The 17,788-nt window shown below is 70.2% G+C and carries 13 protein-coding genes; 10 read left to right on the forward strand and 3 right to left on the reverse strand.

All coding sequences use genetic code 11. The features are described from left to right. The first annotated feature begins 74 nt into the window (after window positions 1-74). Window positions 75-1,859 (forward strand): alpha/beta hydrolase, encoded by a 1,785-nt coding sequence (locus BWI15_RS04365; protein ID WP_077012987.1) that lies wholly within the window; start codon window positions 75-77, stop codon window positions 1,857-1,859. A gap of 47 nt (window positions 1,860-1,906) precedes the next feature. Here BWI15_RS04365 and BWI15_RS04370 read toward each other — a convergent pair whose 3' ends face one another. Beyond that, window positions 1,907-2,335 carry a hypothetical protein gene (locus tag BWI15_RS04370; RefSeq protein WP_083750550.1) on the reverse strand — a complete coding sequence of 143 codons (429 nt, stop codon included), beginning with the start codon at window positions 2,333-2,335 and terminating at the stop codon, window positions 1,907-1,909. Window positions 2,336-3,200: 865 nt separating this feature from the next. On the opposite strand from BWI15_RS04370, the gene BWI15_RS04375 reads away from it, so the two are divergent. Next, window positions 3,201-4,007: a hypothetical protein gene (locus BWI15_RS04375; RefSeq protein ID WP_077012988.1), complete on the forward strand. Its 807-nt coding sequence runs from the start codon at window positions 3,201-3,203 to the stop codon at window positions 4,005-4,007. A gap of 92 nt (window positions 4,008-4,099) precedes the next feature. On the opposite strand, the gene valS is transcribed toward BWI15_RS04375, so the two are convergent. Further along, window positions 4,100-6,643 (reverse strand): valine--tRNA ligase, encoded by a 2,544-nt coding sequence (gene valS / locus BWI15_RS04380; RefSeq protein WP_077012989.1) that lies wholly within the window; start codon window positions 6,641-6,643, stop codon window positions 4,100-4,102. A gap of 72 nt (window positions 6,644-6,715) precedes the next feature. Here valS and BWI15_RS04385 point away from each other — a divergent pair, with 72 nt between their 5' ends. The 3 genes from BWI15_RS04385 to ndk are packed head-to-tail and all read left to right on the forward strand — an operon-like array spanning window position 6,716 to window position 8,873. Continuing rightward, window positions 6,716-8,077, forward strand: a complete 1,362-nt coding sequence (locus BWI15_RS04385) for a bifunctional folylpolyglutamate synthase/dihydrofolate synthase (RefSeq protein ID WP_077012990.1) — start codon at window positions 6,716-6,718, stop codon at window positions 8,075-8,077. Further along, window positions 8,074-8,409, forward strand: a complete 336-nt coding sequence (locus BWI15_RS04390; protein WP_077012991.1) for a DUF4233 domain-containing protein — start codon at window positions 8,074-8,076, stop codon at window positions 8,407-8,409. The genes BWI15_RS04385 and BWI15_RS04390 overlap by 4 nt, the downstream gene beginning before the upstream one ends. Before the next feature lie 53 nt (window positions 8,410-8,462). Further along, window positions 8,463-8,873: a nucleoside-diphosphate kinase gene (gene ndk / locus BWI15_RS04395; protein ID WP_077012992.1), complete on the forward strand. Its 411-nt coding sequence runs from the start codon at window positions 8,463-8,465 to the stop codon at window positions 8,871-8,873. Between the two features lie 15 nt (window positions 8,874-8,888). Here ndk and BWI15_RS04400 read toward each other — a convergent pair whose 3' ends face one another. Continuing rightward, on the reverse strand, window positions 8,889-11,621 hold the full coding sequence (locus BWI15_RS04400; RefSeq protein ID WP_077012993.1) for an AfsR/SARP family transcriptional regulator: 2,733 nt from the start codon (window positions 11,619-11,621) through the stop codon (window positions 8,889-8,891). Window positions 11,622-12,037: 416 nt separating this feature from the next. Between BWI15_RS04400 and BWI15_RS04405 the strand changes: the two genes are divergently transcribed. The 5 genes from BWI15_RS04405 to rodA are packed head-to-tail and all read left to right on the forward strand — an operon-like array spanning window position 12,038 to window position 17,742. Beyond that, on the forward strand, window positions 12,038-13,066 hold the full coding sequence (locus tag BWI15_RS04405) for a rod shape-determining protein (protein ID WP_077012994.1): 1,029 nt from the start codon (window positions 12,038-12,040) through the stop codon (window positions 13,064-13,066). Window positions 13,067-13,075: 9 nt separating this feature from the next. After that, window positions 13,076-13,996 carry a rod shape-determining protein MreC gene (mreC, locus tag BWI15_RS04410; RefSeq protein ID WP_077012995.1) on the forward strand — a complete coding sequence of 307 codons (921 nt, stop codon included), beginning with the start codon at window positions 13,076-13,078 and terminating at the stop codon, window positions 13,994-13,996. 1 nt (window position 13,997) lies between these two features. Next, window positions 13,998-14,531, forward strand: a complete 534-nt coding sequence (gene mreD, locus BWI15_RS04415; protein WP_077012996.1) for a rod shape-determining protein MreD — start codon at window positions 13,998-14,000, stop codon at window positions 14,529-14,531. After that, complete coding sequence (mrdA, locus tag BWI15_RS04420) at window positions 14,528-16,579, forward strand: penicillin-binding protein 2 (protein ID WP_077012997.1); 2,052 nt, start codon at window positions 14,528-14,530, stop codon at window positions 16,577-16,579. The genes mreD and mrdA overlap by 4 nt, the downstream gene beginning before the upstream one ends. Next, window positions 16,576-17,742 carry a rod shape-determining protein RodA gene (gene rodA, locus BWI15_RS04425; RefSeq protein ID WP_077012998.1) on the forward strand — a complete coding sequence of 389 codons (1,167 nt, stop codon included), beginning with the start codon at window positions 16,576-16,578 and terminating at the stop codon, window positions 17,740-17,742. Before mrdA ends, rodA begins: the two co-directional genes overlap by 4 nt. The last annotated feature ends 46 nt before the right edge of the window (window positions 17,743-17,788 follow it).

Consider the following 17,788-nt stretch of genomic DNA (forward strand, 5'->3'; position numbering starts at 1 on the left):
GCGTGCGGAGGCATCTGTTGCCTAGCGTCGGAGTGAGGGTGCCGCTCGCGCCCGTCCACCAGTGAGGGAGAACCGTGCGAAGAACCACGAGGACCACTCTGACCCTGGCCGTCGCCGCCGCCCTGACCGTCCCGGCGGCGTTCGCGCCCGTCGCCGGCGCGGCGACCACGTCGTCGTCCGGCGCTCAGGCCGCCTCCGGCCTGCAGGCTTCGTCCGACGCGCAGCTCTCGTCCGACGCCCAGCTCTCGTCCGGCCCGCGGGCCTCGTCGGGCTCGGCGGCCGACGAGGCGCTGGTACGGCGCGAAGCCGCGAAGGCCGCGCGCGTCGCCGTACCGAAGATCGCGTGGAAGAGCTGCGGGGCCGCGCCGGCGCTGGCCAAGTTCCAGTGCGCGTCGGTCGAGGTGCCGACCGACTACGACCGGCCGCGGGGCGCCACCACCACGATCGCGTTGACCCGGCTGCCGGCCGCCGAACCGGCTGAGCGGATCGGGACCCTGTTCACCAACCCGGGCGGGCCCGGTGGACCCGGAATCGGCTTCGTCCAGCAGTTCGCCGAGGTCGCGTACTCGCCCGAGGTGCGGGCCAAGTTCGACATCCTCGGCTTCGACCCGCGGGGTGTCGGGCAGTCCGACCCGGTGACCTGCTTCCCGACCGCCGCCGAGGAGAACGCCGCGTTCACCGGGATCGAGCCGTTCCCGATCACCCCGGCCGAGACCTCGGCGTACACGCGCGCGATGCTGCGTGCCGCGGTCGGCTGCATGACGACGTCGCCGGACCGGCTGACGCACTACTCGACCGCGAATGGTGCCCGGGACATGGATCTGCTCCGGCGTGCGGTCGGCGACAAGTTGCTGAGCTACGCCGGCTACTCGTACGGCACGTACCTCGGCGCGACGTACGCCAAGCTCTTCCCGGGCAACGTGCGCGCGCTGGTGCTGGACGGGACGCTGTCGCCGGAGTGGTACTCGGGTTCGGACGGTGACCGGCGGCCGATCGGCGTACGGCTTCGGCAGGGCGAGGGATCGGCGGACACGTTCCAGCAGTTCCTTGCCCAGTGCAAGCAAGCGGGTGCCGAGCGGTGCGCTCTGGCCGCGCAGGGTGACCCGGGGACTGTGGTCGAGAACCTGCTTCAGCGACTGAAGACGGATCCGGTGGAGATCCCGTTGCCCGACGGGACGACGATGAAGATCACGTACCAGACCGCCGTCTTCCTGATCTTCCAGAGCCTCTACTCGCCGCTGGCGTGGACGGACCTGGCCGCGACGCTGGCTGCACTCAACACACCGGCTGCCGCGCGCGCCGCGAAGTCCACGGTCGCCGCGAAGGTGCTGGGCGAGTGGAACCGGCGTCAGGAGGAGTACAGCGGTCTCGGCTCCGCACTCCAGCTGTGCATCGAGGCGCGCCACTCGGGGCGGCCGTTCGCGTACTCGCAGTTCGCCGCGGACGCGAACCGGCGGGCCCCGCACTTCGGCGCCCTGCGCGCGTGGGTCGGACTCCCGTGCGAGTTCATGCCGGTCCGCGACACCGACGCGTTCCTCGGCCCGTGGAACCTGTCGGTCACGTCGCCGGTCCTGGTCTTCGGCACCCGGCACGACCCGGCCACGCCGTACCAGGCGACCCGGCCGTACGCCGATCTGTACCCGGACGCGCGGATGGTCACGGTCGAGGGCTACGGCCACGGCACGATCGGGATCAGCTCATGCGCGGATCGCAAGATCACCGATTACCTGGTCCAGTTGAAGGCGCCGGCCGACAACTCGACCTGTACGCAGGACTACAAGCCGTTCACGCCGCTGGCCAACTCCCGGGCAGCGGCCGCGAAGCCGGCGTTGGATCTCGCCGCTTTCGGTTCGTTCTGAGCGAAGCCGCCGGTCCCTTGTGTTGCGCGGGGGACCGGCGGCTCCCTTTACTTCATGGCAGTGAAGGCTTCGTCGGTGACCGGCCCGACGTCGTCGACACTCACCCCGTCGTTCGCGGCCTGCACGATCACGGTCATCGTGTTCGACCCGCGGTAACACTGCGTCGGCAACGTCTCGGTCGACGCCACACAGGTCGAGCCGCCGACCTTGCGCACCTGCTCGGGCTTCGCGCCCGAGTCGCTGATCGTCTTGTCGATGTCTACCTTGCCGCGCAACGCGATCACGACGTACATCCGCTCGCCGCCGAGATCCCCGTACGCCTCGACCGTCGCCTGCTTGCCGTCGTTGATCCGGCTCAACGCCTCGCGGGTTTGATCGAGCTTCAGCTGATCGCGGAGTTCGGGGTCGGTGATCCGGTCGAGGCCGGCCAGGGAGGGCGGGGGTGTGATGCCGCGGGCGGTGTTCAGCCGGCTCATGGGGCCGAGTCCGCCGAAGTAGCCGAGCAGGGCGAGGATCAGGAGGACCAGGACGACGCCGCCGACGGTGAGCCAGGGGTTGCGGCGCCAGTTGCGTTTGGGGGTGGTGGGTGGGGGATTCTTGCCGTCGTTGGTTTTCGCGTCGGCCGCTCCTGCGCCGGCTGCGCCAGGAGTATCAGCCGCGGTTGCGCCAGCGGTACTAGCCGCGGTCGCACCAGCAGTACCGGTTGCGCCGGCGGTGTTGGTGCCGGGAGTGCCGGTTGCGGCCGGTCCGGTCGGGGATGCTGAACTGGGCTTGCTGCCAGAGGTGGTTGCCCCCAGCCCGCTCGTAGTCGAACCAGTCGATGGTGCACCTGCTGGCGCCGTCCCTGCGGGCGCAGACCCCGGCGTGACCGGGGGAGCGGTGTCGGTCACCTTCGACCCGCCTGCAGCAGGAGAGGTCGTCGCGTTCTGCACGCCGGCGGGTGTGCTGCCTGGGACGTTCGTGGATCCTGATTCGGGACCGCCCGCAGCTGCCGCCGGTGTCGTCGAATCGGTCGCGCCTGCGGTGGTTGCCTTCGCGCCTTCGCTGGGTGGACGTGTCGTCTGACCATCCGCAGCAGGCGGTTTGGCTGTGGACTCGCTTGCATCGGATGTGCCGGCCGACGTCGTACGGGAGTCCGCGGCGGAGGTACCCGGGGCGGTCGTCGGCGTGGCCGGGCGATCGGCAGATCCCTCAGCGGGCTGAGTCGTGGGCGGTGTTCCACCTGATCCGTTTGAGACGGTCGCACCCGATGCGTCGGCGGGGCGAGTCCCCTCGGTAGCAGCAGGAGTGCCTCCGGCTGCAGTAGCAGGACGGTTGCCCTCGGCGGCATCTGCAGGACGGGTGCCGTCGGCAACACCCGACGAAGACGACGACGTGGTGGGGCGGTCGCTGCTGGCCGGGGTGGTTGCTTGGCGGATGGGGGTCTGGGGCGGGAGGGGCGTTTGGGCCGGCATCGGCGTTTGCGCGGGCATCGGCGTCTGCCCGGAGGTCGACCCAGGACGCTTCGTCGCCGGAGTCGCCGGAGTCGCCGGAGTTGCCGGAGTTGCCGGGGTCGCCGGGGTCGCCGGGGTCGCTGCGGGAGTCGACGGCTTCGTCGCCGACGTTCCGGGGGCGCCCGCGTTCGTGGAGGATTCCGCGGACGCCTGGTCGGCCGTTCTCGCCGAGGACTCATCGGTCGCCGGATCGCCCGTTGTCGCCGACGCCCCCGTGGACGCCCGGTCAGCCGAGCTCGCGGAAGACTCCACGGATGCCGTCGGGCTCGCGGAAGACTCCTTGGACGCCGACGTGGCCGCCGACCCCGAGGAACTCACCCCGGATGCCTTTCCGGTCGACGCCGAGGGCGGCTTCGCGGATGAGGACTTCCTCGGCGACGCCGCCCGCGACTGCTTCGCGGCCGCACTCCCGCCCGACGCCTCGGTGCCGCCAGGCTCCGACGTACCAGCTGCATCGAACGGCAGCTCCGGCGTCTCCGCACCCGCCTGCTTCGACCCTCGGGCGGTCGTCTTCTTGGCAGGCCGGCGAGCGCGCTTCTTGGCGGGCTTGTCCGAAGACGTGGAGTCAGCCGGGGTGGGGGGCTGGTTCTCGTCGCTCACGAAAGTGCTCCTTCGGACTGGCCGGGGGTCGGGCCGATGGTCCCACAGCTGGTGACTGGCTTCGCAGCGTAGTCGTTGGGTCGAAAGCCGTGACGCCCGCCTCCGAGGCAGGAGGCGGGCGTCACCGGGTGTGTTCGGACCTCGGGATCAGAGGGTCGCGACCACCGAGACGGTGTCCGCGGTGTCCTCGGGGCTCCAGAGGATCTCGCCGGTGATGCGGCCGGCGGCGCGCAGGTCGTTCTCGGCGCGCTCGGCCAGGGCGAGGCGGGCGGCGGGGCCGCTGACCTCGACCTTGCTGACCTCGGTCTTCATCGAGACCTGCGCGGTGGACTTGGCGCCGCGGATCCCGGCGAGGACCTCGGAGACCGCGTCCAGGACGGCCGGGTCCTGCTCGGCGACCGCGAGGTCGACATCGGCGACCGGCCAGCTGCTGGTGTGGATCGAACCCTCCTGCCACCACGACCAGACCTCTTCGGTCGCGAACGGCAGGTACGGCGCGAGCAGGCGCAGCTGGACCGACAGGGCGATCGCCAGCGCGGCCTTGGCCGAGGCCGCGGCGGCCTCGCCCTGACCGCCGTACGCGCGCTCCTTGACCAGCTCGACGTAGTCGTCGCAGAACGTCCAGAAGAACCGCTCGCCGACCTCCAGCGCGCCGGTGTAGTCGTAGCGCTCGAACGCTGCGGTCGCCTCCGTGACGGTCTGCCGCAGCTTCTGCAGCATCGCCAGGTCGACGGCTTCGGTGACGGCGGCCGCGTCGCCGGAGGTCGCCCCGAAGCCGAGCACGAACTTCGACGCGTTCAGGACCTTGATCGCCAGCCGCCGGCCGACCTTCATCTGCGACTCGTCGAACGGCGAGTCCAGGCCCGGCCGGGCCATCGCCGCGCGCCAGCGGACCGCGTCCGAGCCGTACTTGTCCAGGATCTCCGAGGGCACGATCGCGTTGCCCTTGGACTTCGACATCTTCTTGCGGTCGGGGTCCACGACGAAGCCGGAGATCATCGAGCGCGCCCACGGCAGCGTGCCGTTCTCGAAGTGGGCCCGGACGACGCGGGAGAACAGCCAGGTGCGGATGATCTCGTGCGCGTGCGTGTTCAAGTCCATCGGGAAGGTGCGCTCGAACAGGTCGTTGTCACGCTCCCAGCCGCAGACGATGTGCGGCGTCAGCGACGAGGTCGCCCAGGTGTCCATCACGTCGGGGTCGGCCTCGAACCCGCCCGGCTTGCCGCGCTGGGACTCGTCGTACCCACGCGGGCACTGCGAGGTCGGGTCGATCGGCAGCTCGGCCTCGCTCGGCATCAGCGGGTGGTCGTAGTCCGGCTCGCCGTCGTGACCGATCGGGTACCAGACCGGGAACGGGACGCCGAAGAACCGCTGCCGCGAGATCAGCCAGTCACCGTTCAGCCCGTTGACCCAGTTCAGGTAGCGGTGCTTCATGTGCTCGGGGACCCAGCCGAGCTCGTTGCCACGCTCGACGAACTCCGCCTTCAGGTCCGCGTCGCGCCCGCCGTTGCGGATGTACCACTGGCGGGTCGAGACGATCTCCAGCGGCTTGTCGCCCTTCTCGAAAAAGTTCGCCATCCGCTTGGTCGGCTGCGGCTCGCCGTCCAGGTCGCCGCTCTCGCGCAGCTTGGCCACCATCAGCTCGCGCGCGCTGAAGACGGTCTTGCCGGCCAGCTCGGCGTAGAGCTCCGAGCCTTCCAGCCACTCCGGGGTCTCGCGCAGCAGCCGGCCGTCGCGGCCGATCACCGTGCGGACCGGGAGCTGCAGCTCACGCCACCACTGGACGTCGGTGAGGTCACCGAAGGTGCAGCACATCGCGATGCCGGCGCCCTTGTCCGGCTCGGCCGCCTCGTGCGCCAGGACCGGGATCTCGACGCCGAACAGCGGCGAGCGGACCGTCGTACCGAACAGGGCCTGGTAGCGCTCGTCGTCGGGGTGCGCGATCAGCGCGACACAGGCCGGGATCAGCTCGGGCCGGGTGGTCTCGATGTGGATCGGGCCGTCGGCGCCGTGGAAGGCGATCCGGTGGAAGGCGCCCGGGTAGTCGCGGGCCTCCAGCTCGGCCTGGGCGACGGCGGTCTGGAACGTGACGTCCCACATCGTCGGCGCCTCGGCCAGGTAGGCCTCACCGCGGGCGAAGTTGCGCAGGAAGGCGCGCTGCGACGTCCGGCGGGAGTCCTCGGAGATCGTGGTGTAGAGGTACGACCAGTCGACGCTCAGCCCGACCTGGCGCCACATCGCCTCGAACGCCTGCTCGTCGATGTGGGTCAGCTCGCCGCACAGCTCGACGAAGTTCTGCCGGCTGATCGAGACCTGCTTCTTCGGGTCCGGCTTGGCCGGCGGCGTGAAGTCGGGGTCGTAGGGCAGCGACGGGTCGCACCGGACGCCGTAGTAGTTCTGGACGCGGCGCTCGGTCGGCAGGCCGTTGTCGTCCCAGCCGATCGGGTAGAAGACCTTCTTGCCGCGCATCCGCTGGAACCGGGCGACCAGATCGGTGTGGGTGTAGCTGAAGATGTGACCGACGTGCAGCGACCCGGACACGGTCGGCGGCGGGGTGTCGATGGAGTAGACGTCGGCCCGCTCGGCCGTCCGGTCGAAGGCGTAGGTCTCCTGTTCCTTCCATACCGCAGCCCACTTCTCCTCGAGGCCTTCGAGGGTGGGCTTGTCGGGAACGCGGGAGATCTCGGTCATGCGCACAATCGTAGTGGTTGTCAAGGGATGCTCCGACCGGATATCCACAGCCCTCACTAGACTGGTCCCCTGATGAGTGACCTCACGTACGCCGAAGTGTCGGCGAAGCTCCAGGCCCGCTGGCCGGAGAACAAGATGGACCCCACGCTGGAGCGCGTCCAGCGGCTCACCGAGCTGCTCGGCGACCCGCAGAAGGCGTACCCGGTGGTGCACCTGACCGGCACCAACGGCAAGACCTCGACCGCGCGGATGATCGACTCCCTGCTGCGGGAGGCCGGGCTGCGCACCGGCCGGTTCACCAGCCCGCACCTGGAGACGGTCCGCGAGCGGATCACGCTCGGCGGCGAGCCGATCAGCGAGCAGCGTTTCGTCGAGACCTACGAAGAGATCGCGCCGTACCTGGACGTCGTGGACTCCGAGCAGGAGCACCCGCTGTCGTTCTTCGAGGTGATCACCGCGATGGCGTTCGCCGCCTTCGCCGACGCGCCCGTGGACGTCGCGATCGTCGAGGTGGGCCTCGGCGGCACCTGGGACGCGACCAACGTCGCCGACGGCGTCGTCTCGGTGATCACGCCGATCGCCGTCGACCACGCGCACATCCTCGGCACGGACCCGGTCACGATCGCCGGTGAGAAGTCCGGAATCATCAAGCCGGGCGGTACGGCGGTGCTCGCGCAGCAGAGCCTGGACGTGCTCGAGGTGCTGCAGCGCCGGGTGGCCCAGGTCGGCGCGCAGGTCGCGCGCGAGGGCCTGGAGTTCGGCGTGACCAGCCGGTCGGTCGCGGTCGGCGGTCAGCTGATCTCGATCAAGGGCCTGGGCGGCGAGTACGAGGACATCTTCCTTCCGCTGCACGGCGAGTACCAGGCGCACAACGCCGCGACCGCGCTGGCTGCCGTCGAGGCGCTGCTGGGCGCGACCGAGCAGACCGAGGGCCGGGTCACCGCCGAGGTGGTCCAAGCCGGATTCGCCGAGACCACCTCGCCGGGCCGGATGGAGGTCGTGCGCACCGGCCCGACCGTCATCGTCGACGCCGCGCACAACCCGCACGGCGCCGAGGCGACCGCCGCGACGGTGAGCGAGGCGTTCGCGTTCAATCCGCTGATCGGCGTGGTCGGTGTGATGCGCGACAAGGACGTGTACGGCGTACTCGAGGCCTACGAGCCGATCATGGAGACGATCGTCTGCACCCGGAACTCGTTCGAGCGCTCGATGCCTGCCGAGGAACTCGGGGAGATCGCGGCCGAGGTGTTCGGCGAGGACCGGGTCGTCGTCCGCCCGCACCTGGTGGACGCGATCGACGAAGGGCTGCGGCTGGCCGAGCAGGACGCGATCGCGTTCGGCTCCGGCGGCGTGCTGATCACCGGTTCGGTGATCACCGCCGGCGAGGCCCGCAAGCTGCTGGTCCGCAAGCCGAAGGAAGCTGAGCAGCGATGAGATCCCTGGCGTCCATCGTGCTCGGCTTCGAGTCGATCGTGCTCGCGCTGGCCACGCCCGTGATGATCTCGGTCGCCGACGTCGACTCCGGTACGGCGCTGCCGCTGTGCCTGGGCCTGGCCGCGCTGGCGATCGTCGCGGCCGGCCTGCTGCGCAACCGGGTCGGTTACGCGCTCGGCTGGCTGGTGCAGGTCGGCGCGGTCGGCCTGGGCTTCGTCGTACCGGTGATGTTCGTGCTCGGCCTGGCCTTCGCCGGCTTCTGGGTGATGGCGATCGTGCTCGGCCGCCGGATCGACGAGGCCAAGGCGGCGCAGGCCCGCGCCGCCGGTTAGGCTCGGCGGCCCCGAGACTTTCGTCGCAGACTTCGAGAAAGAGAAAAGACACCATGTCGCAGCGCACGCTCGTCCTGCTGAAGCCCGACACCGTACGCCGTGGCCTGGTCGGGGAGATCCTCGGCCGGTTTGAGGCCAAGGGGCTGTCGATCGTGGCGATGGAGCTGCGCTCGATCGACGGCGAGACGGCCGACCAGCACTACGCCGAGCACGTCGAGCGGGACTTCTACCCGCCGCTGCGGGCGTTCGTCACCTCCGGCCCGCTGGTCGCGCTGGTGCTCGAGGGTGACGAGGCGATCGAGGTCGTGCGCGCGCTGAACGGCGCCACCGACGGCCGCAAGGCCGCTCCCGGCACGATCCGCGGCGACTTCTCGCTGTCCAACCGGGAGAACCTGGTGCACGGCTCGGACTCCCCGGAGTCGGCCGAGCGCGAGATCAAGATCTGGTTCCCCGACCTGCCCTGATCCGGTCCGCGGGCGTCAGGCGCGGAGCTTGGCTCGCAGCTCGTTGGCCGTTGGGTGGTTGAGATAGCTCAGCAGATCCAGAGCGGACTGCCACGAACTGTGGGCTGCTGACTCGTCACCCACCTCGTGGTGGACGTCGCCCAGGTGCTGCAGCATGAGCGCCTGGTAGTACAGGTCGTTCAGCTCGCGGTACAGCGACAGGGCCTTGCGGTAGCAGTCGATCGCTTCGCCGTACGCCGACTGGCACCGGTAGGCGTAGCCGAGGTGGTCCCAGGTCGCTGCTTCGCCGAGCTTGTGGTCGACCTGCTGGTAGAGCTGCTGCGCCTGGAGGCAGTACTGGACCGCCAGCTCGTACTCCCCGAAGGTGGTGGCGTGCAGCAGGCCCAGTGAGTTGAGCGCGAGAGCCTGGCCGGTCCGGTGGCCGGCTGCGCGGAACAGGTCGGACGCGATCAGGTCGTGCTCGTACGACTCCTTCAGGCGGTCCTGCTGCGCCAGGACGAAGGCCAGCATGCGTTCGCACCAGGCCTGGGCGACCGGGTCGCCCTTGGCCAGCTGCAACGCCGCCTCCGCCTCGGCCAGGGCTTCGGGGAGGCGCTGCTGGCGGGCGAGGGCGTGGGCACGGTAGCGCCGGGCCATCACCTGGGCGGCCGTGTCGCCGGACCGCTCGGAGGCGTAGACCGCTGAGCCCATCACGTCGACCCAGGTGCTCCACAGCCCGCGGCGCTCGAGGTAGCCGGTGATGGTCCGCGCCAGGTGAGTCGCATGTGCATCGAAGCCTCGGCGTACGGCGTGCTCTACCAAGGCGACCAGGTTGGCGCACTCCTGCTCGAACCAGTCGAACGCCTCCTGGTAGCCACCGAAGGTCCGTGCGTACGGCGTACCGGCGGGCTCGGGCAGTTCGTCGGGGTCGCGGTGCGGGCGGAGCCACTGGTCGCCGGCGTCCGCCGTACGGAGGTAGTAGTCGAGGAGTCGCTGCACGGGGATGTGCTCGTCGGCGGCGAGCTCGGCTGCGTAGGTGCGGAGCAGGTCGTGTGCCGAGTACCGCCCGGGGGAGTGCTGGGAGAGCAGGTGCGCTCGCTCCAGCTCTGCCAGAGCCGGCATGACGCGGTCGGGCGTCGTACCGGCCAGTGCTGCTGCGGCGTCGACGGAGAGGTCTGGGCCGGGATGCGCGCCGTACAGCTTGAACGTGTGGGCCGAGGTCGCCTTGAGGAGCTGGTACGACCAGGAGAAGACCGCACGGAGGTCGGTCGCCTCGTCCTCGCCGGCGAAGGCGTCCAGTCCCTGCCTCGTACGCCGTAGGTCGGTGGCGACCGAGCTGAGTGACCAGCCCGGGTGGGCGGCGGCGTGGGCCGCGACGAGTGACAGCGCCAGCGGCAGCCGGGCAGCAACCTCGATGAGTTCGTGTACGGCGTCTCGCTCGGCCCGCAGGCGGTGGCTGCCGAGTGCGCCTTCGAGCAGGGCCACGGCCTGGTCCCAGTCCATCAGATCCAAGGTGACCGGGTGGGCCCCTTCCGTCGCGAGCAGACCCGGCAGGGCGTCGCGGCTGGTCACCACTACTCGACAGGTGTTGCCGCCTGGCAGCAGTGGGCGGACCTGGGCGGCGTTGCGGGCGTTGTCGAGCATGATCAGCATCCGGCGGTCCGCGAGCAGGGTCCGATAGAGCGCAGCCTGGGCGGCATCGCCGGCCGGGATCCGCCCGGGCATGGACTGCAAGGCGTCGAGGAAGCCACGGATGGCGTCAGCCGGGTCGACCAGCTCGCCGGAGGGGTCGAAACCGCGCAGGTTCACATACAGCTGGCCATCCGGGAAGTGCGCCTGTGCTCGCTCGGCCCACTGGATCGCCAGAGCGGTCTTGCCGACACCAGCCGTCCCGGAGATCACCGCGATCGAGCCGGTCGGGCTCAGCAGCACCCGGTCGAGCTCGGCGAGCTCCTGCTCGCGGCCGATGAAGGTGCGTCCGACGGTAGGCAGCTGGTGCGGTACGACGTCCCGAGAGGTCCGTGTGGCGGCTGCCCGGGCATCTGACGCGAGCACCGCCTGGTGAAGGCGGCGCAGCTCCGGACCAGGGTCGAGGCCCAGCTCGTCGGCCAGGCGCCTGGATGCCTCGCTGAAGGTGGCCAACGCGGCTGCCGGCTGGCCGGCCTTGATCTGGCTCTGCATGAGCAAGGCCCACAGGGACTCGCGCAACGGGTAGCGACGGGTCAGGCTGCGCAGCTCCGAGGTGACGGCGGCGTGATCGTTGGGATCACCGTGGTCGAGCCTCGCGGAGAGCAGGAGCTCGGTGGCGTGCAGGCGTTCCTCGGTGAGGGCCGGGGCGGCGTCGCGGATCAGAGCGCCTGCTGCCAGGCCTGCGAGCGGCTCACCACGCCACAGCGCCAGCGCCTCGGTCAGCAGGCGCATCCGCTCGGCGGGATCGGCGGTGCCCGTACTGGCTCCCACCAGGTCGCGAAAGCGGGTCACGTCGATCTCGGCCGGGTCGACGGCGATCACGTAGCCGGCCGCCTCGGTCCGGATGAGCGGGCGGCCCAGCAGGGTCCGCAGCCGAGACATGTAGGTCTGCAGGGCTGCTCGGGGCCGGGCGGGGAGGTCCTCCTCCCACAGTGTGTCCATCAGCTCCTGCCCGGCGACCACCCGGTTGGGCTGCAGCAGGAGCGCGGCCAGCAGGACCCTGAGACGGTTCGCGGCCAGCTCGATCCGCCGGCCGGAGTCGTCGAGGACCTCGACCGGGCCGAGCAGCCGGAATTCCATCCCGCCATTCTGGCCCCAGCCGGGCGTGAAAGCGCCAGGAAAGCGTGATGAATGCAGCAACCTGCACACTCGGCGGGCGGAGAACTCCGTCATCCGGCCGCGTGCGACCGGACGGGGGAGACCTGCCGCGCCCGTGGGGAGGAGCGCTCGCCCACCAGGGGAGGGGCGAGATCTGGGGGCGTGTGGTGCCGCCGGCAACCATCGGCGGCACCACCCGGGCCGGCGTACGAGATGGGTGGTCGGGACGGCGAGCAAGCGGCTCGTGGGTTGTCCACAAGGGCGAGCCGCATGCTGGCCGCGCGTGACCTTGCGGATACTATGCGTGGTGGACGGACGGTGTCGTGTCGGTCCGCAGGTGGCGCCTGGTCCGCGCTTAGCCTGTGAAGCCGGGACCCGAACGGCGGGAGGGGGCCTGCATGGCGAACAGCATGCTCGGCCGGGACATGGCGGTCGACCTCGGTACGGCGAACACCCTGGTCTACGTCCGGGGTCGCGGCGTCGTGCTCAACGAGCCGTCCGTGGTCGCGATCCGGACCGACGAGCCGCGCGAAGCGGTCGCCTTCGGTCAGGAGGCCAAGAAGATGATCGGCCGGACGCCGGGCAACATCACCGCGATCCGGCCGCTCAAGGACGGCGTGATCGCCGACTTCGACGCCGCCGAGCAGATGCTGCGCTACTTCATCCAGCGGGTGCACCGGCGCCGGTACTTCGCCAAGCCGCGGATCGTGGTCTGCGTGCCGTCCGGCATCACCGCGGTCGAGCAGCGCGCGGTCCGCGACGCCGGCTACATGGCCGGAGCCCGCAAGGTCTACATCATCGAGGAGCCGATGGCCGCCGCGCTCGGCTCGAACCTCGAGGTCCGCGACGCCACCGGCAACATGGTGGTCGACATCGGCGGCGGCACGACCGAGGTCGCGGTCATCTCGTTCGGCGGCATCGTCACCAGCCAGTCGATCCGGGTGGCCGGCGACGCGATCGACAAGGCCGTGGTCAACTACTGCAAGAAGGAGTACTCGCTGATGCTCGGCGAGGCCACCTCGGAGCAGATCAAGATGACGATCGGCTCGGCCTACCCGAGCGCCGACGGGCCGGACTCCGAGATCCGCGGCCGGGACATGGTCTCCGGTCTGCCGCGGACCGTGAAGGTGTCCTCGGCCAGCATCCGGCAGGCGATCGAGGAGCCGATCACGGCGATCGTCGACGCGGTCAAGGCGACGCTGGACAAGACCCCGCCCGAACTGGCCGGCGACATCGTCGACCGCGGCATCGTGCTGACCGGCGGCGGCGCGCTGCTCAAGGGCATGGACGAGCGGCTGCGGCACGAGACCGGCATCCCGATCCACGTCGCGGACAACCCGCTGGACGCCGTCGTGCTCGGCGCCGGCAAGTGCGTGGACAACATCGAGACGCTGAACCGCATCCTCGTCACCGACAACCGCCGCTGATCCCACCTCATGCTCAAAGACCTCGGCACCCCCGCGAGAGGCCTGGTCCGTGCGGCCGGGCTGCCTCGTGAGATCCGCCGTCGCCGGACCGTGCTGGTGCTGGTGGTCCTGGCGTCGCTGACGCTGATCGTGCTCGACGCGCGCCGTTCGGCCGGTTCGCCGGTCGACCCGCTGCGGCACGCCGCCGCGACCGTCTTCGGGCCGCTGGAGTCCGGCGCGACGTCGGCCCGGCAGCCTGTGGACAACCTCCGCGACCGGTTCGCCGAACTGGATAGATTGAAGGCCGAGAACGAAAAACTCCAAGCAGAGAACGAGAAACTCACCACCGAGCTGCTGACCACCGACTACACCCGCAACCGCGCCGCCGAGCTGGACCGCCTGCTGAAGGTGGCTCCGGCGTACACGGTGACGCCGGCCAGGGTGATCGGGATCGGCGGCGCGCAGAGTTTCCAGCACACGGTGACCATCGATGCCGGAACGGCGGACGGAGTACGGCCGGACATGACAGTACTGAACGGAGACGGGCTGGTGGGCCGCGTCGTGCGGGCCACCGACGCGACCGCCACGGTGCTGCTCATCGGCGACCGCAACTCGACCGTCGGCGGCCGGCTGAACTCGACGCTGGCGCTCGGCTTCCTGTCCGGCCGCGGCGAGATCGGCGGCACGCTGGACTACAAGCTGGTCGATCTGCGGGCCCGGCCGAAGGTCGGCGACCGGATCGTCACCTGGGGCTCGCGGGGCAACGCGCCGTACGTGCCGGGCGTGCCGATCGGCACCGTCACCTCCGTCACGCCGAACCAGGGCACCCTCGGCTCGACCGCGACGGTGAAGCCGTTCGTCGACCCGACCCGGATCGACACCGTCGGCGTGGTCACCGGTCCGCCGGCCCGGCCGCCGCGCGGCACGGTCACGCCCGAGCAGGGGCGCTGAGATGATCGCGCTGCGGATCGCGCTGGCCGCGCTGTTCCTGATGGTCGCGGTCACCGTGCAGACCTCACTGCTGCCGCACATCGCGGTCGCGGGCGTCACCTGTGACCTGGTGATGATCGTCGTGGTCGGCCTGGCGCTGGCCCGCGGGCCGGAGTGGGGCGCGATCACCGGGTTCGCCGGCGGCCTGATGCTCGACGTCGTCCCACCCTCCGATCACACCGCCGGTCGCTGGGCGCTCGCCCTGGCCATCAGCGGGTACGTCGCCGGCCTGATCCGCCGCGAGACCTCCGCCGGGCCGGTCGGTCCGGTCGGCGTGGCCGGGACGGTCGTGCTCGGCGCCGCGCTGTCCCTCCTGCTCTACTCCGCGACCGGCTCGCTGCTGCACGACCCCGCGGTCGACTGGAGCCAGTTCGGCGTCCGCCTCGGCATCGCCGCCGGGTACGACGTGGTCGGCGCGATCGTGGTGATCCCGATCGTGCTCTGGTTGATGCGCCGAGTGCTGCCGGCCCGCGAACGCCGCCGGGCCCTGCCATGAGTTTCGACAGCTTCCACCCGGCGCCGCTGAAGGCCCGCATGCGGCTGTTCGTGATCGGGGTGCTGGTCTTCTCCTTGTTCTGCACGCTGTTCGCCCGCCTGTGGTATCTGCAGGTGATGGCCGGCGACAGCTACGCGAACGCCGCCGACAACAACCGCACCCGCGAGGTCCTCACTCCTGCGCCGCGCGGCACGATCGTCGACGCCCTCGGCCGGACGCTGGTCGGCAACCGGGTCTCCCTGGTGATCTCCGTCGACCGCTCGGTGCTGGCAAAGCTGACCGAGAAGCAGCAGGAGGGCGTGCTCGGCCGGCTCGCGAAGGTGCTCGGCCAGAAGCCGGCCGACCTGACCGCCCGGACCAAGCTGTGCGGCGAGCCGGGCGCGTCCAAGCCGCCGGCCTGCTGGAACGGTTCGCCGTACCAGCCGATCCCGGTGGCCAAGGACGTCAGCGAGCAGGTCGCGATCGAGGTGATGGAGCGCCGCGAGGACTTCCCCGGCGTCGCCGCCGAATCGGCCGCGCTGCGCGCCTACCCAGCGCCGTACGGGGTGAACGCGGCGCACGTCCTCGGCTACCTGTCGCCGATCACGACCGAGGAGCTGGACGAGGTCCAGGCCGCTGGGCAGGACCCGCTGATCCACCGGTCCGATCTGGTCGGCCGGGCCGGCGTCGAGCGGACGTACAACGCGATGCTGCGGGGGACTCCCGGAGTCAAGACCGTCAGCGTGGACGCCGTCGGCTACACCACAGGCACGGTGAAGCAGACCGCGCCCGTGCCCGGTTCGACGCTGGTCACGAGCATCGACGCGCGGGTCCAGGCCTCGGTCGAGAAGGAACTGCGCGGCGCGATCCTGACCGCCCGCAAGCAGTACGACAAGATCACCAAGCGAAACTACGTCGCCGACTCGGGCGCGGCCGTGGTGATGGACACCAAGACCGGGCGCATCGTCGCGATGGCGAGCTACCCGTCGTACGACCCGGGCGTGTGGGTCGGCGGGATCTCGCAGCGGGAGCTGGACGCGTTGTACTCGCCGCAGTCCGGGACGCCACTGCTGTCACGGGCGCTGCAGGGTCAGCTCGCGCCGGGGTCGACGTTCAAGCCGATCACGACGGCGGCCGCGCTGGGCGCCGGGTACAGCCCGAAAACCCGGCTGGACTGCTCGTCGTTCTTCGAGGTGGGCAACCGCCGGTTCAAGAACTACGAGTCCGCGTCGTACGGGATGATCGGGTTCGATCAGGCGCTCGCGCTGTCCTGCGACACGTTCTTCTACCGGATCGCCTACGACCTGTGGCTCAAGGAGGGCGGCAACTCCGGGAGCATCGACGCGCTCGACCCGCTGGTCGAGATGGCGAAGAAGTTCGGCCTCGGCAAGCCGACCGGGATCGACCTGCCCGGCGAGGCGTCCGGCCGGATCGCCGATCGCAAGTGGAAGAAGGCGTACTACGACGCACACAAGGACTACTACTGCAAGCTGGCCGACAATCCACTGGCCGGAACGTCGGAGTTCCTCCAGCAGTTCTCCCGCGAGTTCTGCGCCGACGGCTACCGGTACCGGGCCGGTGACGCCGTCAACTTCGCGATCGGGCAGGGCGACACCACTCTGACGCCGATCCAGCTGGCGACCGTCTACTCGGCGCTGTCCAACGGCGGCATCCTGTGGGAGCCACGGGTCGCGCAGAAGGTGATCGGTCCGAACGGCCAGGCCAAGGTGATCCCGAGCAAGATCACCGCCCGGCTGCCGGTCCCGGTAGCCGACCTGCGCTACATCGACAACGCGTTGAAGGAGACCGTCCGGTCCGGCACGGCGGCCTGGAAGTTCAACGGGTTCCCGCTCGACCAGGTGCCGGTGAGGGCCAAGACCGGCACGGCCGAGGTCTACGGCAAGCAGACCACGTCGTGGCTCGCGTCGTACACCGACCGCTACGCCGTGGTGATGATGATCAGTCAGGCCGGTACGGGCTCGGGCGCCTCCGGTACGGCGGTCCGGCGCATCTACGAGACGCTCTACAACATCAAGCCCGCACCGCCGGCCGCGAAGAAGACGCCATGAGCCTGCTGACGATGCGGCCGGTGAGGTCCCGAGCTGTCCGGCGTACGGCGTTGTGGCAGGCCGACTGGGTCCTGGTGCTCGGCGTGGTCGCGCTCGCGTCGATCGGCGCGCTGCTGGTCTGGTCGGCGACGTACCAGCGGACCTCGCTCACCGGCGGGCACCCGCAGGCGTACCTGTTCCGGCACGCGCTGAACTTCGCGATCGGCGCGGTGCTCGCCGTCGGCGCCGCGGTCACCGACCATCGCCGGCTTCGCATCCTCGCCCCACTGCTGTACGTCGCATCGGTGCTCGGCCTGATCCTCGTCCTCGTGCCCGGCGTCGGCGCGGTGATCAACGGGTCGCGGTCGTGGATCGAGCTGCCGTGGATGTCGATCCAGCCGAGCGAGTTCGCCAAGCTCGCGGTGATCGTTGGTATGGCGCTGCTGATCGCGGAGAAGGGCGAGACCAATCACCGGGAGAACGCCCGCACGATCGACGTCGCCCAGGCGATCGCGGTCGCGGCGATCCCGATCCTGCTGGTGATGCTGCAACCGGACCTCGGCACGGTGATGGTGCTGGGCTCGATCGTCTTCGGCATCATCGCCGTCTCCGGCGTCCCCAAGCGCTGGATGCTCGGGCTGGTCACCGCCGCGGTAGTGGTCGCGACGCTGGCGATCCAGTTCAACGTGCTGAAGGAGTATCAGCTCGCCCGCTTCACCGCGTTCGCCGACCCGTCCCAGGACCCGCAAGGCATCGGCTACAACGTCAACCAGGCCCGCATCGCGATCGGCAACGGCGGCGTCTTCGGCCAGGGCCTGTTCCACGGCTCCCAGACCCAGAACGCCTTCGTCCCCGAACAACACACCGACTTCGTCTTCACCGTCGCCGGCGAAGAACTCGGCCTGATCGGCGCCGGCGCCGTCATCGTCCTGTTCGCCGTCATCCTCTGGCGAGGCCTCCGCATCGCCGTCCACGCCCGCGACGCCTTCGACCGCCTCGTCGCCACCGGCATCGTCTGCTGGTTCGCCTTCCAGGCCTTCGAAAACATCGGCATGACCCTGGGCATCATGCCCGTCACCGGCCTACCGCTCCCGTTCGTCTCCTACGGCGGCTCGTCAATGTTCGCGGGCCTACTGGCAATAGGCCTCCTGCAGAACATCCACCTCCGCGCCCACGAGGTCTGACCCACCCGCGGCAAGCCGGTCAGCCAACAAACGACCCCAGCCCAAG

This window comes from Kribbella sp. ALI-6-A, from assembly GCF_001984195.1.
In the GTDB taxonomy this organism is placed as follows: Bacteria; Actinomycetota; Actinomycetes; order Propionibacteriales; family Kribbellaceae; genus Kribbella.

Bases quoted from the DNA above. Each gene is read 5' to 3' on its own strand.
- BWI15_RS04370 (WP_083750550.1), bottom strand. From the start codon at position 2,335: ATGAGCCGGCTGAACACCGCCCGCGGCATCACACCCCCGCCCTCCCTG.
- valS (WP_077012989.1), bottom strand. From the start codon at position 6,643: ATGACCGAGATCTCCCGCGTTCCCGACAAGCCCACCCTCGAAGGCCTC.
- BWI15_RS04385 (WP_077012990.1), top strand. From the start codon at position 6,716: ATGAGTGACCTCACGTACGCCGAAGTGTCGGCGAAGCTCCAGGCCCGC.
- BWI15_RS04390 (WP_077012991.1), top strand. From the start codon at position 8,074: ATGAGATCCCTGGCGTCCATCGTGCTCGGCTTCGAGTCGATCGTGCTC.
- ndk (WP_077012992.1), top strand. From the start codon at position 8,463: ATGTCGCAGCGCACGCTCGTCCTGCTGAAGCCCGACACCGTACGCCGT.
- BWI15_RS04400 (WP_077012993.1), bottom strand. From the start codon at position 11,621: ATGGAATTCCGGCTGCTCGGCCCGGTCGAGGTCCTCGACGACTCCGGC.
- BWI15_RS04405 (WP_077012994.1), top strand. From the start codon at position 12,038: ATGGCGAACAGCATGCTCGGCCGGGACATGGCGGTCGACCTCGGTACG.
- mreC (WP_077012995.1), top strand. From the start codon at position 13,076: ATGCTCAAAGACCTCGGCACCCCCGCGAGAGGCCTGGTCCGTGCGGCC.
- mreD (WP_077012996.1), top strand. From the start codon at position 13,998: ATGATCGCGCTGCGGATCGCGCTGGCCGCGCTGTTCCTGATGGTCGCG.
- mrdA (WP_077012997.1), top strand. From the start codon at position 14,528: ATGAGTTTCGACAGCTTCCACCCGGCGCCGCTGAAGGCCCGCATGCGG.
- rodA (WP_077012998.1), top strand. From the start codon at position 16,576: ATGAGCCTGCTGACGATGCGGCCGGTGAGGTCCCGAGCTGTCCGGCGT.